This window comes from Polaribacter sp. (genome assembly GCF_024639685.1).
Classification (GTDB): domain Bacteria; phylum Bacteroidota; class Bacteroidia; order Flavobacteriales; family Flavobacteriaceae; genus Polaribacter.
Genome location: NZ_JAHEHX010000001.1, coordinates 147,339 through 162,597 on the forward strand (window position 1 = coordinate 147,339; position 15,259 = coordinate 162,597).

General features: G+C 31.2%; 18 protein-coding genes. 6 read left to right on the plus strand and 12 right to left on the minus strand.

Annotated elements, in window-relative coordinates:
* From Q0L44_RS00700 to pdxA, 10 genes are all read right to left on the minus strand, one after another.
* On the minus strand, window positions 1-737 hold a 737-nt coding region (locus Q0L44_RS00700), incomplete at its 3' end, for a cadherin-like domain-containing protein (protein WP_296633911.1).
* Between the two features lie 102 nt (window positions 738-839).
* Complete coding sequence (locus Q0L44_RS00705) at window positions 840-1,079, minus strand: hypothetical protein (protein WP_296633914.1); 240 nt, start codon at window positions 1,077-1,079, stop codon at window positions 840-842.
* A gap of 549 nt (window positions 1,080-1,628) precedes the next feature.
* Window positions 1,629-2,450, minus strand: coding sequence for a DMT family transporter (locus Q0L44_RS00710; RefSeq protein WP_296633917.1), 822 nt, complete (start codon window positions 2,448-2,450; stop codon window positions 1,629-1,631).
* A gap of 387 nt (window positions 2,451-2,837) precedes the next feature.
* Complete coding sequence (locus Q0L44_RS00715) at window positions 2,838-3,287, minus strand: Lrp/AsnC ligand binding domain-containing protein (RefSeq protein ID WP_296633920.1); 450 nt, start codon at window positions 3,285-3,287, stop codon at window positions 2,838-2,840.
* A 91-nt stretch (window positions 3,288-3,378) separates the two neighbouring features.
* Window positions 3,379-4,716, minus strand: coding sequence for an acetyl-CoA carboxylase biotin carboxylase subunit (gene accC, locus Q0L44_RS00720; protein ID WP_296633923.1), 1,338 nt, complete (start codon window positions 4,714-4,716; stop codon window positions 3,379-3,381).
* A 69-nt stretch (window positions 4,717-4,785) separates the two neighbouring features.
* Window positions 4,786-5,268: an acetyl-CoA carboxylase biotin carboxyl carrier protein gene (gene accB, locus Q0L44_RS00725; RefSeq protein ID WP_296633926.1), complete on the minus strand. Its 483-nt coding sequence runs from the start codon at window positions 5,266-5,268 to the stop codon at window positions 4,786-4,788.
* A 26-nt stretch (window positions 5,269-5,294) separates the two neighbouring features.
* Window positions 5,295-6,290: a beta-ketoacyl-ACP synthase III gene (locus Q0L44_RS00730; protein ID WP_296634188.1), complete on the minus strand. Its 996-nt coding sequence runs from the start codon at window positions 6,288-6,290 to the stop codon at window positions 5,295-5,297.
* Between the two features lie 156 nt (window positions 6,291-6,446).
* Window positions 6,447-6,647, minus strand: coding sequence for a 50S ribosomal protein L32 (gene rpmF / locus Q0L44_RS00735; RefSeq protein ID WP_296633929.1), 201 nt, complete (start codon window positions 6,645-6,647; stop codon window positions 6,447-6,449).
* 1 nt (window position 6,648) lies between these two features.
* Window positions 6,649-7,185, minus strand: coding sequence for a DUF177 domain-containing protein (locus tag Q0L44_RS00740; RefSeq protein WP_296633931.1), 537 nt, complete (start codon window positions 7,183-7,185; stop codon window positions 6,649-6,651).
* Window positions 7,186-7,268: 83 nt separating this feature from the next.
* The gene (gene pdxA / locus Q0L44_RS00745; RefSeq protein WP_296633933.1) at window positions 7,269-8,303 is read right to left on the minus strand and encodes a 4-hydroxythreonine-4-phosphate dehydrogenase PdxA; all 1,035 of its coding nucleotides are present in this window, start codon (window positions 8,301-8,303) and stop codon (window positions 7,269-7,271) included.
* A 58-nt stretch (window positions 8,304-8,361) separates the two neighbouring features.
* Here pdxA and Q0L44_RS00750 point away from each other — a divergent pair, with 58 nt between their 5' ends.
* Complete coding sequence (locus Q0L44_RS00750; RefSeq protein ID WP_296633936.1) at window positions 8,362-8,946, plus strand: riboflavin synthase; 585 nt, start codon at window positions 8,362-8,364, stop codon at window positions 8,944-8,946.
* Between the two features lie 186 nt (window positions 8,947-9,132).
* Here the strand turns inward: Q0L44_RS00750 and Q0L44_RS00755 are convergent, their stop codons facing one another.
* A complete protein-coding gene (locus Q0L44_RS00755; protein WP_296633938.1) occupies window positions 9,133-10,275 on the minus strand; it encodes a DNA polymerase III subunit delta' in 1,143 nt (380 codons plus the stop codon).
* Window positions 10,276-10,353: 78 nt separating this feature from the next.
* Here Q0L44_RS00755 and Q0L44_RS00760 point away from each other — a divergent pair, with 78 nt between their 5' ends.
* The gene (locus tag Q0L44_RS00760; protein WP_296633941.1) at window positions 10,354-11,130 is read left to right on the plus strand and encodes a tryptophan-rich sensory protein; all 777 of its coding nucleotides are present in this window, start codon (window positions 10,354-10,356) and stop codon (window positions 11,128-11,130) included.
* 103 nt (window positions 11,131-11,233) lie between these two features.
* Complete coding sequence (locus Q0L44_RS00765; RefSeq protein WP_296633942.1) at window positions 11,234-12,421, plus strand: phosphoglycerate kinase; 1,188 nt, start codon at window positions 11,234-11,236, stop codon at window positions 12,419-12,421.
* A 151-nt stretch (window positions 12,422-12,572) separates the two neighbouring features.
* On the opposite strand, the gene Q0L44_RS00770 is transcribed toward Q0L44_RS00765, so the two are convergent.
* Window positions 12,573-12,926, minus strand: coding sequence for a hypothetical protein (locus tag Q0L44_RS00770; protein WP_296633945.1), 354 nt, complete (start codon window positions 12,924-12,926; stop codon window positions 12,573-12,575).
* Between the two features lie 201 nt (window positions 12,927-13,127).
* Between Q0L44_RS00770 and ssb the strand changes: the two genes are divergently transcribed.
* The 3 genes from ssb (at window position 13,128) to Q0L44_RS00785 (ending at window position 15,255) form a co-directional block, all read left to right on the plus strand.
* Complete coding sequence (gene ssb / locus Q0L44_RS00775) at window positions 13,128-13,463, plus strand: single-stranded DNA-binding protein (RefSeq protein ID WP_296633947.1); 336 nt, start codon at window positions 13,128-13,130, stop codon at window positions 13,461-13,463.
* 90 nt (window positions 13,464-13,553) lie between these two features.
* The gene (locus Q0L44_RS00780; RefSeq protein WP_296633950.1) at window positions 13,554-14,711 is read left to right on the plus strand and encodes a glycosyl hydrolase 53 family protein; all 1,158 of its coding nucleotides are present in this window, start codon (window positions 13,554-13,556) and stop codon (window positions 14,709-14,711) included.
* An 85-nt stretch (window positions 14,712-14,796) separates the two neighbouring features.
* On the plus strand, window positions 14,797-15,255 hold the full coding sequence (locus tag Q0L44_RS00785; RefSeq protein ID WP_296633952.1) for a (2Fe-2S)-binding protein: 459 nt from the start codon (window positions 14,797-14,799) through the stop codon (window positions 15,253-15,255).
* Window positions 15,256-15,259: the final 4 nt, after the last annotated feature.

Sequence of the window (15,259 nt, forward strand, 5' to 3'; positions counted from 1 at the left end):
TAAGAAAAATTAAAAGTATCCTCTCCACTAATAGAACTAGAACTATCAAAATAAAATCTAGATCCAGAGTTGCCCCCTGTAGTTGCTAATCTTGTTATTACTATATCTTGTTGTGCATTAAAATCTGCATTAACTTTTATTGTCACAGAAGCATTGGCTGAATTTTCTCCATCAGATACTTCATAAGTAAAATTAACCTCTCCAGAGAAATTTGGAACAGGTGTATAAGTAAAAGTATAATCATTATTTAATGTCAATGTACCCGATTCAGGCCCTTCAATTAAAGAAACTGTTAATTCCTCTCCCTCTAAATCAGCATCGTTAGATCTTACATCAAAAGTTAAAGTTTCATTGTAATTTATAGTAATATAATCATCGTTTGCCAAAACATTTTCTTGTCCTATAAAACTAAAAACGTCTCCAGCTGAAAAGTAACTATTAAATTGATTTGGAAGAAGTATGCTTCCATCTGCAGGAACATTATTAAGAATTTGAGAAATAATGTAATCAGGATTTAATCCTTGATCAAGAAGTGAATTTCCGCCACTCCCTTGCCAACCTATATTACTATAAGAAAAATTAAAAGTATCCTCTCCACTAATAGAACTAGAACTATCAAAATAAAATCTAGATCCAGAGTTGCCCCCTGTAGTTGCTAATCTTGTTATTACTATATCTTGTTGTGCATTAATAATAAAACAAAAAAATAGGGTAAATACTGTAGTAATTTTTTTCATAATAATTTAATTTTAGTAAATATATATATATTAAATAAAAAATTGTGATTTTTTTTGTTAAATAGGTTTTTACCAAAAAATCAAATTTAACACCCTTAAATATCACCAATCTATAGGCTTGTTGGTGGTATGCGAAACACTTGTTACTTTGGGTAATATATAAGGCATTAACTTAATAAGCAACTCAACTCTTTCTTTTGGCTTTAAATTGTCCAAATGCGTTTGTATTTGCTCTAATTCTTGATATAAAACATCTTTAAATACAGACCTTAACTCTTTTGTTAATTTGTTTTGTGTACCCTTCTGTCTTCCTCCATATTTAATCCCTGTTGTATTTGCCATACTATTTAATACTATTATAGATTTATTTATATATAGGTTCTTTTAAATTCTTTTGCATATCTATTAGTTTAATATCCATTAGGTAATAGTAAAACATTACTTTGATGAGGTTTAATAAGGGGTAAGCCATTATAATCCGCTATACCCTCATTATATAACAGTTCCTTTAAAGCGTAGATGTCTATTAGGTTTTGGTAGAAAGAGTTCGAGAATGGAATCGTAAGGGGTACAAATAAAAACCTCAAATAACTGAATACAAGTTAATTGGGGTTTTGTTTTTACATATCTGCACAACTATTGCACAACAAAGCAAAAAAAACGCCAAAAAATCCAATACAACTTCATTTATAAAGACCCCCGGTTACTTTTTAAAAATCACTTTCCTTTTTAGCACTTTTCTGACAAATGTATATATAGTAAAAGAACCGTTAATATTGGGTATTTAATTATGAGTTAACAAAGTTTTTTTGGAAGCTTACAAAAATGACTAGAGAATCGGTAGATAATAAAAAAATGGTCTATTCAGTTTATTTTAATATCTTCAAATAATTATTTTTTAGTGTCATTCCTTTTCAAGTAGATATTATAAATTAAACCAAAAACGATAAGAAATATTCCTAAAAGAGTCCATAAATTATACACTTCACCAAACCAAAAAGCACCTATTACAATCGTTATTACAACTTCTAAATATTTAATTGGGGCTATTAAGTTGGTTTCTTGAGCTTGAAAGGCTTTGGTCATATACAATTGCCCTACATATCCTAATATTCCTGTACTTAAAAACAATACGAATTCTAATAAAGTTGGATTTTGCCAATACCGCACACTCATTAGACCGCCAAAAACAAAGGCCAACACCATAAAATAATTGATAATTACTAAAGGGTGATCTTTATTTCCTATTTTTCGAATAACAACAAAAATTAGCCCCAAAAATACTGCAGAAAATAATACTAAAGTCAATCCTATATAATTAACTTCCGCACCAAAGCCTTTAATAATTAGTACTCCTAAAAATGCAATAACAAACAAAAGCCATTGTACAGGCCTTATTTTTTCTTTTAAAAAAACCAACGCAAAAACAGCTGCAAATATTGGTGCTACATATCTTAAAGAAACTGCTGTGCCTACTGGTAAGTAGTGTAAAGACTGAAAAAAACAAGTTAGAGAAATAACACCAAACACACCCCTTGTAAACAGCAGTTTTCTTTCGTTTCCTAACATGGGTATTTTCTGTTTTAGTAATAAAGGAAGTGTAAAACACAACGTTCCTGTAGACCTAAAAAAAACAATCTGATACACATTAAAATGACTAAGGTACTTTACAAAAGAGCTCATTAACGCAAATGCTAATGCGCTTATAATCATAAATACTATGGGATTGTTTACTTTCAATAGATATTTTGTAATGCACACAAATGTAAATGATTTTTAGGCAAAAAAGAGCAAAAAAAAAGAGCTGATATTATATCGGCTCTTTTTTTGTACAATTTATAAATCCCCCAACTTATAATTGTAATACACTCCAAAGATAATACTTATTTGTTGTTATGTAATTTAAAGTTCGTTTCTTACGATTTATCTGTCGATGAATAACGTTTAAGTATCGATGAGTGGTGAGTCACAATAAGTTTAATTAACTCATTTTAAGGAGTGTAAAAATGGGTCTAAATTATAAGATAACTATAAGTTATTTGAAGAGGTGTTATTAAAATTCTTTAAATGGTTGAATTTTAAAAGTAAGTCGTAAAAAAATTAAATATGAATTTGTCTATTAATTTGCTGATCTAAAGAAATAAAAGTCTCTGTTCTAGAAACTCCTTTTATGTTTTGTATATCTTTATTTAAAAGATGCATTAAATCGTCGTTGTTTTTACAAAGTATTTTTATAAAAATCGCGTAATTACCTGTTGTATAGTGACTTTCAACAATTTCAGGTATTTCATTAAGCCTTTTTATTGCAGAAGAGTATAGACTAGAAGCATCTAAAAAAATACCCACAAAAGCAGTAGTAGTATATCCTAAAGACCTTGGATTTATGACCATTTTATAGCCATCTATAAGTGCTGACTTCTCTAATTTTTTTAATCTTTGATGAATTGCAGCACCAGAAATACCTACTTCTCTTGCAATGCTTAGTATTGGGGTTCTAGCGTCTTCTACTAACCTTTTAATGATAATTTTATCTATGCCATCTATCTTCATAATCATAAATATTTGAGTTAAAGATAAAAAAAAAGAGCTCACCAAATGGCTTGCTCTTTCTTTTATTGTCTTTTCTAAAAAATGAAATGTATTAATTCATCTTAAAATCTTCCATGAATTTGGTGGTATAATTTCCTGAAACATAATCTGGATGATCCATTAGTTGCCTATGAAAAGGAACTGTTGTTTTAACACCTTCTATTACAAACTCGTCTAAAGCTCTTTTCATTTTATTTATTGCTTCTTCTCTCGTTTGTGCAGTTACAATCAATTTAGCAATCATAGAGTCGTAATTTGGCGGTATCATATACCCTGCATACACATGAGTATCTAAACGGATTCCATGACCACCAGGAGTATGTAAAACGGTGATTTTACCGGGTGCTGGTCTAAAATTATTGTAAGGATCTTCAGCATTAATTCTACACTCTATAGAATGCAACTGTGGATAGTAATTCTTACCAGAAATAGGCACACCTGCAGCTACTAAAATTTGCTCACGAATTAAATCGTAGTTTACAACTTCTTCTGTAATTGGGTGCTCTACTTGAATTCTAGTATTCATTTCCATAAAGTAGAAATTTCTGTGCTTGTCTACCAAAAACTCAACAGTTCCTGCACCTTCATATCCAATATATTCTGCAGCTTTTACAGCAGCTTCACCCATTTTTTCTCTTAATTCATCTGTCATGAATGGAGATGGTGTCTCTTCTGTAAGCTTTTGATGACGTCTTTGAACAGAGCAGTCTCTTTCAGACAAATGACATGCTTTACCAAAAGAATCACCAACAATTTGAATTTCGATATGCCTTGGCTCTTCAATGAGTTTTTCCATATACATATCGTTATTCCCAAAGGCAGCTTTACTTTCCTGTCTTGCAGAATCCCAAGCATCTTTTAAGTCCTCTGGTTTCCAAACAGCACGCATTCCTTTACCTCCACCTCCTGCAGAAGCTTTTAACATTACAGGATAACCTGTTTCTACAGCAAGCTTTTCGCACTCTTTGAAGTCTTTAATTACACCTTCAGAGCCAGGTACACAAGGAACTCCTGCAGCTATCATAGTAGATTTTGCATTCGCTTTATCTCCCATTTGGTCTATCATTTTACCAGAAGCACCAATAAATTTAATGTGATGTTCTTCACATAAATTAGAGAATTTTGCGTTTTCTGATAAAAAACCATACCCTGGATGTATAGCATCTGAATTTGTAATTTCTGCAGCTGCAATAATGTTAGACATTTTTAAGTAAGATTCGCTACTTGGAGCAGGTCCAATACAAACTGCTTCATCCGCAAATCTAACATGTAAACTTTCTGCATCTGCCTTAGAATAAACTGCAACAGTTTTTATACCCATTTCTTTACAGGTTCTAATAACACGTAAGGCTATTTCTCCTCTGTTTGCAATTAGTATTTTTTTAAACATCGTATAAGAATTTAAAATGATGAATTTTGGGTGTTAAAATAAATTGGTAACACCAAAAAAGATTCGATATTAAGAAGGATCAACTAAAAATAAAGGTTGATCAAATTCTACTGGTGTCGAATCATCGACTAAAACTTTAACGATTTTACCTGATATTTCAGATTCTATTTCATTAAATAATTTCATTGCTTCAATTACACAAACAGTATCCCCTGTACTAATATCTGTACCAACTTCTACAAAATTTGGTTTGTCTGGCGCTGGTTTTCTGTAAAATGTTCCAATAATTGGAGATTTTACAACAATATACTTGTCTTCATCATTATTAGCTGCAACTGGTGCAGGTGCCTCTGAAACTGGTACTTGTGGCGTAGGCGCTGCAGCTGGCATTTGTGGAATGCCTGCCATTGGCGCAGCTTGTACAATTGTAGTTTCTGGTTTTCCTGAACCTGTTTTAATTGTAATTTTAACATCTTCCATTTCTAACTTTACCTCGCTTGCGCCAGATTTTGCTACAAATTTTATAAGATTTTGAATCTCTTTAATGTCCATGCTTCTTATTTGTTTAGTTGTTGTTATTAAGAATTATACGCCCACTTTAGGTAAATAGCTCCCCATGTGAAGCCACCACCAAAAGCGGCAAAAATTAAGTTATCTCCTTTTTTTAATTGATTTTCATAGTCTGCTAATAAAAGAGGTAAAGTTGCAGATGTGGTATTTCCATATCTATGGATGTTCATCATTACTTTTTCTGAACTAACACCTACTCTATTCGCTGTTGCTTCTATGATTCTTTTATTTGCTTGGTGCGCTACCAACCATTGAATATCTTTTTCTGTAAGGTTATTTCTAGTTAGCATTTTTTCTGAAACACTTGCCATATTAGAAACCGCATATTTAAATACCGTTTTACCTTCTTGGTACACAAAATGTTTATTATTTTTTACGGTATCTTCTGTAGGAGGCATAATAGAGCCACCAGCTTCTATTCTTAAAAAATCTCTCCCCACACCATCACTTCTTAAATATTCGTCTTGTAAACCAAGACCTTCTTCATTTGGCTCAAATAAAGCAGCTCCTGCACCATCTCCAAAGATAATACATGTTGCTCTGTCTGTATAATCTATAATAGAAGACATTTTATCTGCGCCTATCAGTAATACTTTTTTATAGCGACCACTTTCTACGTAACTCGCTGCTGTAGACATTCCATATAAGAAACTAGAACATGCGGCTTGTAAATCGTATGAAAATGCATTTATAGCACCAATATTTGTAGCAACATAAGATGCTGTAGCTGCAACTGGTAAATCTGGTGTAGCTGTAGCTACAATTACTAAGTCAATGTCTTCAGCTTTAGCGTTTGATTTTTGTAGTAAATCTTCGGCAGCTTTAATGGCCATATATGAGGTTCCTAAACCTTCTCCCTTTAGTATTCTTCTTTCTTTAATTCCTGTTCTAGAAGTAATCCATTCGTCATTCGTTTCTACATAGGTTTCTAACTCTTTATTGGTTAGAATATAGTCAGGAACATATTTTCCTACGGCTGTAATTGCTGCAGTTATTTTTGTGATCATTAAGATATATTTCTTAAAATTATAATATTCAAAAGTAGTAAAAAATATTACACTGTTTTACCAAAAAACCATCAAAAAACATAGTTTTTTTGATAAATAACAAAAAAAAACCCTCAAAAATGAGAGTTTTACTGATTGTAAGATAAGCCTATTTTAAGCCTCCGCTGATGCAGACGCTGATTCTAAAACAACTTGACCTCTGTAATATAATTTACCTTCGTGCCAATGTGCTCTGTGGTATAAATGTGCTTCTCCAGTTGTTGGATCTGTAGCTATTTGTTGAGCAGATGCTTTATAATGTGTTCTCCTCTTATCTCTTCTAGTTTTAGATATTTTTCTTTTAGGATGTGCCATTTTATGTCTTTTTTTCTGTTATTAAATTCTTTAATTTATCCCATCTTGGGTCTGTAATTTCTACAGTTTTTTCTTCTTTTATCTCTAGTTCTTTTAATTTATTTAATGCTTCAGACTCCATGGTACCGTCTAATACTTTTGGATGTACTCTTTTGCTTGGAACCGCCAAAACAATCATTTCATAAATAAACTGTGCTACATTAAACTCATAAGCTTCATGAGGTAAAATTAAAATTTCCTCATTATCATCATTAAATTCAGAGCCAAATTTTACAACTAATGGTAATTCTGAATCTATTTCTTGATGATACAATTCGCTTGTAACATCACAAGGGAGCTCTACAGTTCCTTCTGCAATAAATGTAAGCTCAAATAATGTGCTTTTTTTAGTAAAATGTAATGAAACTTTTATGGATGAACTATGATAATCATCAAAATTAAAAGCTTCAAAGAACTTATTATCAATTGTGTAATTAAACTCATGCTTTCCTTCTTTTAATCCTACAAACTGTATGTTGAATTGTTTTAAGTCTTTCATAGTCAAACATCAATTGAGCGTGCAAAGATACAAAAAAATGTATTTCTGTCATGTTTTTATTAAAAAATTAAAAACCTTTTAAATTACTTAGCTTTTAAAGGGTTTTCTGTTAACTCACTATATTCTTTTCTAGATTTATATACCTGAATTGCAGTAAATAAAGCTTCTTTAAATGAAGATGAATTGGCATTGTTTTCTCCTGCAATATCATATCCAGTTCCATGATCTGGTGATGTTCTGATGTGACTTAAACCTGCTGTAAAGTTTACCCCTTTCCCAAAAGATAATGCCTTAAAAGGCGCTAAACCCTGATCATGATAAGTAGCCAAAACACCATCAAACTGTTTATAGGTTTCTGAGCCAAAAAAGCCATCTGCTGCATAAGGCCCAAAAACTAATTTACCCGAATTTGCAATTTCTTTTAGTGTTGGCTTTATAATAGTGTCATCTTCTTCTCCTATAATTCCATTATCTCCACAATGAGGATTTAAAGATAATACTGCTATTTTAGGTTTGTTAATTCCAAAGTCTTGCTGCAAAGAATTGTACATTGTAGCTACCTTACTCTTAATTAAGTTTGGAGTAATCGTTTCTGCTACTTTAGCAATTGGAATATGGCCTGTAATTAAACCAATCCTTAATTCATTTGTCATTAATATCATTAGGCTATTGCCTTCTAGGTTTTCTTCTAAATACTCTGTATGACCAGGTGCTTTAAACGCGTCTGACTGAATATTTTCTTTGTTTATAGGCGCCGTTACCAGTACATCTATCTTATCTTCTTTTAAATGTTTTACTGCAGCTTCTAGAGATTTAAAGGCAAAATTACCAGATTCTTTGGTGGACTTACCTAATTCTATATTAACCTCCTCTTTCCAAATATTTAAAACATTTATTTTGTTATGATTAATTTGGTTTATTGCAGTAATTCCATGAACTGGCATTTGTAAGTTTAATGCTTTTTTATGATAAGAAATAGCCTTTGTAGCACCAAAAAGAACAGGGGTACAAAAATCTAACATTCTTTTATCTTCGAAAGTCTTTAAGATAACCTCTACACCAATCCCATTTAAATCTCCAATTGAGATTCCAACAATTATTTTATCCATTTTATCCATAGTAAACCTTGTAATATGCTTATTTTTGTACTTACAAAAGTAACTAATTTTTAATGATATGTTTACAGGAATAATTGAAACACTTGGTACCGTAAAAAATGTAGTTAAAGAACAAGAAAATGTTCATTTAACCATAGAAAGTGGTATTACTAACGAGTTAAAGGTTGATCAAAGTGTGGCTCATAATGGAGTTTGCTTAACTGTGGTTAATATTAATAACAACGAATATACTGTTACTGCCATTAAAGAAACGTTAGACAAAACCAATATTGGTCAACTAAAAACCTCTGATATTGTAAACCTTGAACGTGCAATGAAATTGGGTGATAGATTAGATGGACATATTGTACAAGGGCACGTAGATGAAACCGGCATTTGTAAAAGTGTTAAAGATGAAAATGGAAGTACTGTATACACGTTTGAGTATATTTCTAATAAAAATAACGTTACTATAGAGAAGGGGTCAATTACAATAAATGGAGTTAGTTTAACAGTCGTGAATTCTACGAAATCTGGGTTTTCTGTAGCTATTATACCTTACACTTGGGAAAATACCACGTTTAAAACTTTACAAGTTGGCGACACTGTTAACTTAGAGTTCGATGTAATTGGCAAATACGTAGCTCGCTTAACAAACTTGTAATAACATTCAATTAGTGGCAGAGTCTAGAGTAAAATACTGTGAAATCTGTAAAAAAGAATTTTCTACTATGTTTAGAATACAATATAAACAACCTAAAAAATGGGTTTTTACTTGTGAACAGTGTTTGTTAAATGTGAAAAAAGATAATCCTCTTTACGTTTATGGAGGCACTTGGAAGAGATAGGGCTATAATTTTTCTTCTTTTTTATGTAAAAATCGAGTTAATTTCATAGAAAGATCTAACAAAATAATTTTAGCATTACCATTTCTCTCTATATGATACATTGCCTCACTGATTTCTTTTTCTATTTCTAGAATATTTTCAGAGTGAACAAATGGTGCAAATTTAGACAACTGAAAGTTGGTTTTTGTTTCCATAAAAACCAAATGCACAGACTTATAGTTCATTAACAACGCTTGCCTAAAGAACTGTAAACAATAGGCTAAAAATTGCTTTTGTGTTTCTCTACCTGTTTTTGCAATAGTATCTGACCAAGAAATTAATTGCTGCACAACTGTAGCATTTCCTTTCGCTTTAAAAGCAGTTCTTATCCAAGCGATAAACCATTCTTCAAAAATTAGATCCGCTGAATCATTATGAAGAATATGAAATGCCTTATTTAAATTCCCCTCTGCCTGTTGTGCAATATTAGCTGCTTTCTTTTCTTCTACTTGATGATTTACAACCAAAGTGTTTGCAATATCTTGTTCCGATAATGCAGGAAAATGTAGCGCTTGGCAACGAGATTTTATGGTATTTATAATCTGCTCTTCGTTTTCTGTTATTAATAAAAAAACGGTTTTTTCTGGTGGCTCTTCAATCAGTTTCAATAATTTATTGGCAGCAGCAATATTCATTTTTTCTGCCATCCAAATTATCATCACTTTAAAGCCGCCTTCATAACTTTTGAGTTTTAATTTTTTTACAACGTCTTCTGCTTCATCAACATTAATTAAACCTTGCTTATTCTCTACTCCTATATGTTGTAACCAATTGAATAAACTCCCATAAGGTTGATGTTCTATAAAATTGCGCCATTCCTCTAAAAACAAATTACTAACAGGGTGTTTCTTTACAACATCGTTAGTCGTTACAGGAAATGCAAAATGCAAGTCTGGATGTTGTAGCTTGTTGCATTTTAAATTACAGGTATCTGCATCTGAAGAAAAATTACACAATAAAAATTGCGCATAAGCAATTGCCATTGGCAGAGTGCCTGAACCTTCTTTACCTACAAATAATTGTGCATGAGGTATTCTACCATTTTCAGCAGATTTTTGAAGGTGATTTTTTATATGTTCCTGACCTATGATTTGGTTGAAAAGCATGAAGCAAATATAGAACTTTAGAAATTTTTTTGGTTGGTTTTTGTTCTTTTAATGTAGTAACTTGTCAAAAAAATAATGATGAAAAAATTATTTCAAATCTTAAATGGACTAGCTTTTGGTGCTGTAATTTTTGTCAACTACCTTTCTAATACTGGCGCAATGGGTGGCAAAACTATTGGTAGTGTGTCAAACAACATACAATCTTTATTTACACCTGCTGGCTATGCTTTTTCTATTTGGGGAATTATTTATTTAGGGTTATTTGGGTTTATTGTTTATCAAGGTAAAGGGTTATTTAGTAAGGTGAAAAACAATGATTTTATTCTTAAAATTGGTCCTTGGTTTATACTATCTTCCATAGCAAATTGTTTGTGGGTTTTTACTTGGATTTATGGATATACAGGACTTTCTTGCCTTTGTATTTTTAGTTTACTTTTTGCATTAATGAAAATTGTTGCACGTTTAAACATTACTGATTTTTTGGTTTTAAAACCTGTAAAAGTGTTAGTGATTTTACCATTTATAATCTACAGTAGCTGGGTAACTGTTGCTAGTGTTGCTAATGTCTCTTCTTATTTGGTAAAAATAAATTGGGATGGCTTTGGTATTAGTTCAATACTTTGGGCCATAATAATGATTGTAGTAGCCAGTTTCATTAATATTATCGTTCTTTTTAAAAAAAATCTAACTGCTTTTCCCTACGTTGGTGCTTGGGCTTTATTCGCAATTGGCATAGCTAATAAATTCAATTATGTAATAGTGGCAAATACCGCGTTTGCATTTGCTGTTCTTCTTCTTATAGCAGGAACATACCATTTATTTCATAAAAATAAACCAATATTTATCAGGGAATAATGACTGCCTGGTTACCTTCGAAAACGATATCTTAACTTTTATAATTTCCACTACTTTAAACTTAAATAAAAAAGTATTTTTGTTTTAAACCGATACAAAACTCATGAAAACCTTAAACGATTTTAATTTTAACAATAAAAAAGCTACAATTAGAGTAGACTTTAATGTCCCATTGAATGCTAATTTTGATGTAACAGATACTACTAGAATACAAGCTGCGAAACATACAATTATAAAAGTTTTAGAAGATGGTGGAAGCTGTATTTTAATGTCTCATTTAGGAAGACCTAAAGGGAAGCAAAATGAATTTTCTTTGCAACATATTATCAAAGATGTTGTAGATGTAATTGGTTGTAATGTGAAATTTGTTGAAGATTGTATAGGTCCCAAAGCAGAGGAAGCTGCAGCTAATTTAGAGCCAGGAGAAATTCTACTTTTAGAAAATTTACGATTTTATGAAGAAGAAAAAAATGGTGATTTAGCCTTTGCAGAGAAACTATCTAAATTGGGAGATATTTATATAAATGATGCTTTTGGAACAGCGCATAGAGCACATGCATCGACTACAATTATTGCTCAATTTTTTGAAGATAAAAAATGTTTTGGAAACTTATTGGCAAGAGAAATTGAAAGTATAGATAAAGTATTAAACAACTCAGAAAAACCAGTTTTAGCAATTTTAGGTGGAGCAAAAGTATCATCTAAAATTACAGTAATCGAAAATATTTTAGACAAAGTAGACCATTTAATTGTTGGTGGTGGTATGACTTTTACTTTTATTAAAGCACAAGGTGGTTCTGTTGGAGATTCTATTTGTGAAGACGATAAAATGGAATTGGCTCTAGAAATTTTAAAACAAGCAAAAGAAAAAGGTGTTGAAGTACATATCCCTGTAGATGTAATTGCCGCAGACGATTTTGATAACAATGCAAATACAAAGGTTGTAGATGTTACTCAAATTCCTGATGGCTGGCAAGGCTTAGATGCTGGCCCAAAATCTCTAGAAAATTTTGACGAAGTTATAAATAAGTGTAAAACTATTTTATGGAACGGCCCTTTAGGTGTTTTTGAAATGGAGTCTTTTGCAAAAGGTACAATTGCACTTGGTAACTCTATAGACAATGCTACTAAAAACGGAGCTTTTTCTTTAGTTGGTGGAGGTGATTCTGTTGCGGCCGTGAAGCAGTTTGGCTTTGCAGATAAGGTAAGCTATGTTTCTACAGGTGGTGGTGCAATGTTAGAAATGTTAGAAGGTAAATCTCTACCAGGTATAGAAGCAATTTTAAAATAATTTTGAAATAAAAATTACATTAAAAGTTGAAAATATAGATTATATTTTCAGCTTTGTTATTCCTAGAATTAACCATTAACATAAAAAAATTCAAATCCGTGAAGTCTTTTTAGTTTTAAAGACGAAATCGAAAAGCAGTGGTTAAAAGTAATTAAGCTTCTTTTCTTATTAGTAAAAACATTTCGTTTTCTATTGCCAAATAGCCCTCATTATAAACATAAAAATAGGTATTTCCTGTTTTAGTCTTATAGATAGATGTAAAGAATTGAAAATCGAAACCTTTGTCATATAATTTGGTTCTAGTTACTTTGATTTTACCTGTAACATTTAAATCAGATAAAATTTTATAATTTTTTCTCAACCTATTATTAATATTTCTAATTAGGTTTTTACTGTCTTTATTTACTTTATTATTATGCGAATTTCTACAATAATCAGAACAGAATTTCTTATCCAATCTACCTTTTATAACTTCTCCACACTCTAAACAACTTCTTTTTTCCATCCAATAAATGTACAACAATTTATTCGATTACAAACGACTACAAATATTTACAACCGAAAGTAAGTGCTTTTAAACCGGTTAAACTTTTGATGGTGTTGCATCTTTGCAGTGTTATAAATGCTAAACGTTTTTTAGTATCTATTTAACAACAAATTAAATTATAACCCTGCATTTAAAAACAGATGCACAAAAACTTATCTTATGAGTACGTTAAGAAACAAATTACAGTTAATTGGAAATTTAGGAAACAACCCAGAAATCATCACTTTAGATAGTGGTAAAAAATTAGCAAAATTCTCTATTGCTACCAATGAAAGTTATAAAAATGCGAATGGTGAAAAAGTAACAGATACTCAATGGCATAATATTGTAGCTTGGAATAAAACTGCAGATATTATAGAAAGGTATCTGCAAAAAGGAAATGAAGTTGCTATAGAAGGTAAACTTACCAGCAGAAACTATGAAACAAAAGAAGGTGAAAAGAGATATGTAACAGAAATTGTCTGCAATGAGTTACTAATGTTAGGCAACAAATAGCTTTATAAAGTCTGGATTTACAATCCAGACTTTTATTTTTTAGAGCTGTAAAAGTTTTACTAACTTCACGTGAAATTTAGCGCACTAAAAATGAAATCTATTCTTAAGCAAAGACTAAAGTACCTCTTATTTTCTTCGTTATCTGTCTTTTTACTTGCATGTCCCACAGAAAAAGAACCTGATACTGATGTTCCCATTTTACCAGATTCTACTAAAAGTGAATTTTATCTTGGTGCAGATTTATCTTATGTAAATGAAATGGAAAACTGTGGAGTAAACTATAAAAATAAATATGGAGATACAGAAGACGTGTTCAAAATTTTTGCTGATGGAGGAAACAATTTAGTTCGTGTTCGTCTATGGCATAAGCCAACTTGGACCAACTACTCTAACTACGAAGATGTAGAAAAAACAATTCAAAGAGCAAAAAACACAAATACAAAAGTACTTTTAGATTTTCATTATTCAGATGATTGGGCAGATCCTGGAAAACAAGAAATACCTAAAGCCTGGTTACCAGTTGTAGACAATTTATCAGTTTTAGGAGATTCTATCTATAATTATACTTATAAAGTTTTAAACAAATTATCACGCAAAAATCTACTGCCAGAAATGGTTCAAGTGGGGAATGAAATTAATTTGATGATACTGCAGAAAGACAATAATGCAAATGCTATGGATTGGTCTAGAAATTCCTATTTAATTAATAAAGGTATAAAAGCAGTAAGAGATTTGTCATTAGCAAAAAACAAGAATATAGAAGTAATGCTGCATATTGCCCAGCCAGAAAATGGAATTTGGTGGTTTAAGGAAGCAAATGAAAATGGAGTTACAGATTTCGATTGGATTGGTTTATCTTATTACCCTAATTGGTCTCAATATACCATTCAAGATGTAACACCTGTTTTAAAAGGATTAATTGACACCTACAATAAAAAATTAATGATTGTAGAAGCAGCCTATCCATTTAGCCTTTTAAATGCAGATAATACAAATAATATTTTAGGAACAGATGCTTTAATTTCTGGGTATGATGCTACTCAAGTTGGGCAATTAAAATATCTTCTAGACTTAAAAACAGCCATAAAAAATTCAGGTGGTTCTGGTTTAGTTTATTGGGAGCCTGCTTGGGTCTCTAACAATTGCTCTACAAGGTGGGGCCAAGGCTCTCATTGGGACAATGCCACTTTATTTGATGCCAATTACAAACCAACCTTAGGTTTCGACTTCTATAGTTCAGAGAATTAAATTATAGAATTGTTAAATTATTTCTGGCATTATTTTCAATTAGAATTTTTTGTAACTTACAAATCAAATTCTAAAAATATTTCCTATGCCAAACTATACGTTAAATATCAATGGAACAAATCAATCTGTTACTACAGATGAAGACACTCCCCTTTTATGGGTTTTAAGAGATGAACTAAATTTAGTAGGCACAAAGTTTGGTTGTGGAATTGCACAATGTGGTGCTTGTACTGTACATTTAGATGGAACAGCTGTAAGAAGTTGTCAAATGAAAGTTTCACTTTTAGATGATGTAAAAATTACAACTATAGAAGGATTATCTGAAGATGGTAAACACCCTGTTCAAGAAGCTTGGAAAGAAATCGATGTTCCACAATGTGGTTATTGTCAATCAGGTCAAATTATGACAGCATCTGCTTTTTTAAACGAAAATAGTAATCCATCTGAAGAAAAAATTAGAGAGGCAATGCATGGTAATATTTGTAGGTGTGCCTCTTATAATAGAATAGAAAAAGCAGTAAAAATAGCTGCAGAAAAAATGTAATCAC

Coding starts and splice junctions, on each gene's coding strand:
- Q0L44_RS00705 (WP_296633914.1), bottom strand. CDS start 1,079: ATGGCAAATACAACAGGGATTAAATATGGAGGAAGACAGAAGGGTACA.
- Q0L44_RS00710 (WP_296633917.1), bottom strand. CDS start 2,450: ATGATTATAAGCGCATTAGCATTTGCGTTAATGAGCTCTTTTGTAAAG.
- Q0L44_RS00715 (WP_296633920.1), bottom strand. CDS start 3,287: ATGAAGATAGATGGCATAGATAAAATTATCATTAAAAGGTTAGTAGAA.
- accC (WP_296633923.1), bottom strand. CDS start 4,716: ATGTTTAAAAAAATACTAATTGCAAACAGAGGAGAAATAGCCTTACGT.
- accB (WP_296633926.1), bottom strand. CDS start 5,268: ATGGACATTAAAGAGATTCAAAATCTTATAAAATTTGTAGCAAAATCT.
- rpmF (WP_296633929.1), bottom strand. CDS start 6,647: ATGGCACATCCTAAAAGAAAAATATCTAAAACTAGAAGAGATAAGAGG.
- Q0L44_RS00740 (WP_296633931.1), bottom strand. CDS start 7,185: ATGAAAGACTTAAAACAATTCAACATACAGTTTGTAGGATTAAAAGAA.
- pdxA (WP_296633933.1), bottom strand. CDS start 8,303: ATGGATAAAATGGATAAAATAATTGTTGGAATCTCAATTGGAGATTTA.
- Q0L44_RS00750 (WP_296633936.1), top strand. CDS start 8,362: ATGTTTACAGGAATAATTGAAACACTTGGTACCGTAAAAAATGTAGTT.
- Q0L44_RS00755 (WP_296633938.1), bottom strand. CDS start 10,275: ATGCTTTTCAACCAAATCATAGGTCAGGAACATATAAAAAATCACCTT.
- Q0L44_RS00760 (WP_296633941.1), top strand. CDS start 10,354: ATGAAAAAATTATTTCAAATCTTAAATGGACTAGCTTTTGGTGCTGTA.
- Q0L44_RS00765 (WP_296633942.1), top strand. CDS start 11,234: ATGAAAACCTTAAACGATTTTAATTTTAACAATAAAAAAGCTACAATT.
- Q0L44_RS00770 (WP_296633945.1), bottom strand. CDS start 12,926: ATGGAAAAAAGAAGTTGTTTAGAGTGTGGAGAAGTTATAAAAGGTAGA.
- ssb (WP_296633947.1), top strand. CDS start 13,128: ATGAGTACGTTAAGAAACAAATTACAGTTAATTGGAAATTTAGGAAAC.
- Q0L44_RS00780 (WP_296633950.1), top strand. CDS start 13,554: ATGAAATCTATTCTTAAGCAAAGACTAAAGTACCTCTTATTTTCTTCG.
- Q0L44_RS00785 (WP_296633952.1), top strand. CDS start 14,797: ATGCCAAACTATACGTTAAATATCAATGGAACAAATCAATCTGTTACT.